Genomic DNA, 258 nt, shown 5'->3' on the forward strand with positions numbered 1-258 from the left:
TTTTTAGCCACTCTTACTTTATTATCTACTCCTACATTTAAGGTATTGCTTAATCCTACTATGGTATCTTTAGATAAACCTACATTAGTTAAGTATTCTCCTCCTACATTGACATTTTTAGCTAAGTCTATGGTTTGAGTATGAACCTTTTTAATCCTTTCATTATAAATTCCATCTACCTTAGAATCTTTATCATTTAAGATTCTTTGAGTGAAATTATGCTGGACTAATTCATCATAATCCTTTTGGGCTTTTAAA

1 pseudogene is annotated in these 258 nt (G+C 29.1%); it reads right to left on the minus strand.

What is annotated here, in order from left to right:
* Positions 1–258: pseudogene (locus ELQ12_RS10075) on the minus strand (VgrG protein); the annotation flags it as partial.

The organism is Campylobacter sp. US25a (assembly GCF_004379075.1).
GTDB lineage: Bacteria > Campylobacterota > Campylobacteria > Campylobacterales > Campylobacteraceae > Campylobacter_D > Campylobacter_D jejuni.